The sequence below is a fragment of the Vallitalea sediminicola genome, assembly GCF_054408565.1.
In genome coordinates this window covers 1-215 of sequence record NZ_BTPT01000395.1, presented here as the reverse complement: position 1 = coordinate 215, position 215 = coordinate 1, and the positions used below count along the sequence as shown (strand labels likewise).

The 215-nt window shown below is 49.8% G+C and carries 1 protein-coding gene; it reads left to right on the top strand.

Annotation, left to right across the window (positions count from 1 at the left end):
* A partial coding sequence (locus ACX6CF_RS27165; protein WP_458788491.1) for a sensor histidine kinase occupies positions 1-215 on the top strand: 215 nt, incomplete at both ends.

The window sequence follows — 215 nt, the reverse complement described above, 5'->3', positions numbered from 1 at the left end:
CCTTCTCTACCGATCTTTCTATGATGGATTTGATATTCGAGAATCTGCTCTCCAATGCCGTAAAATATACGCCGGTGGGTGGAACCATCACCGTCTCTGCTTCGATCGATGAGGTTGGTAAGCAGGTCTGCATCCAGGTAAGCGATACCGGCATCGGTATCCCGAAATCCGAGGCAAGGCATATCTTCCAGAGTTTTTTCCGTGCCTCCAATGCG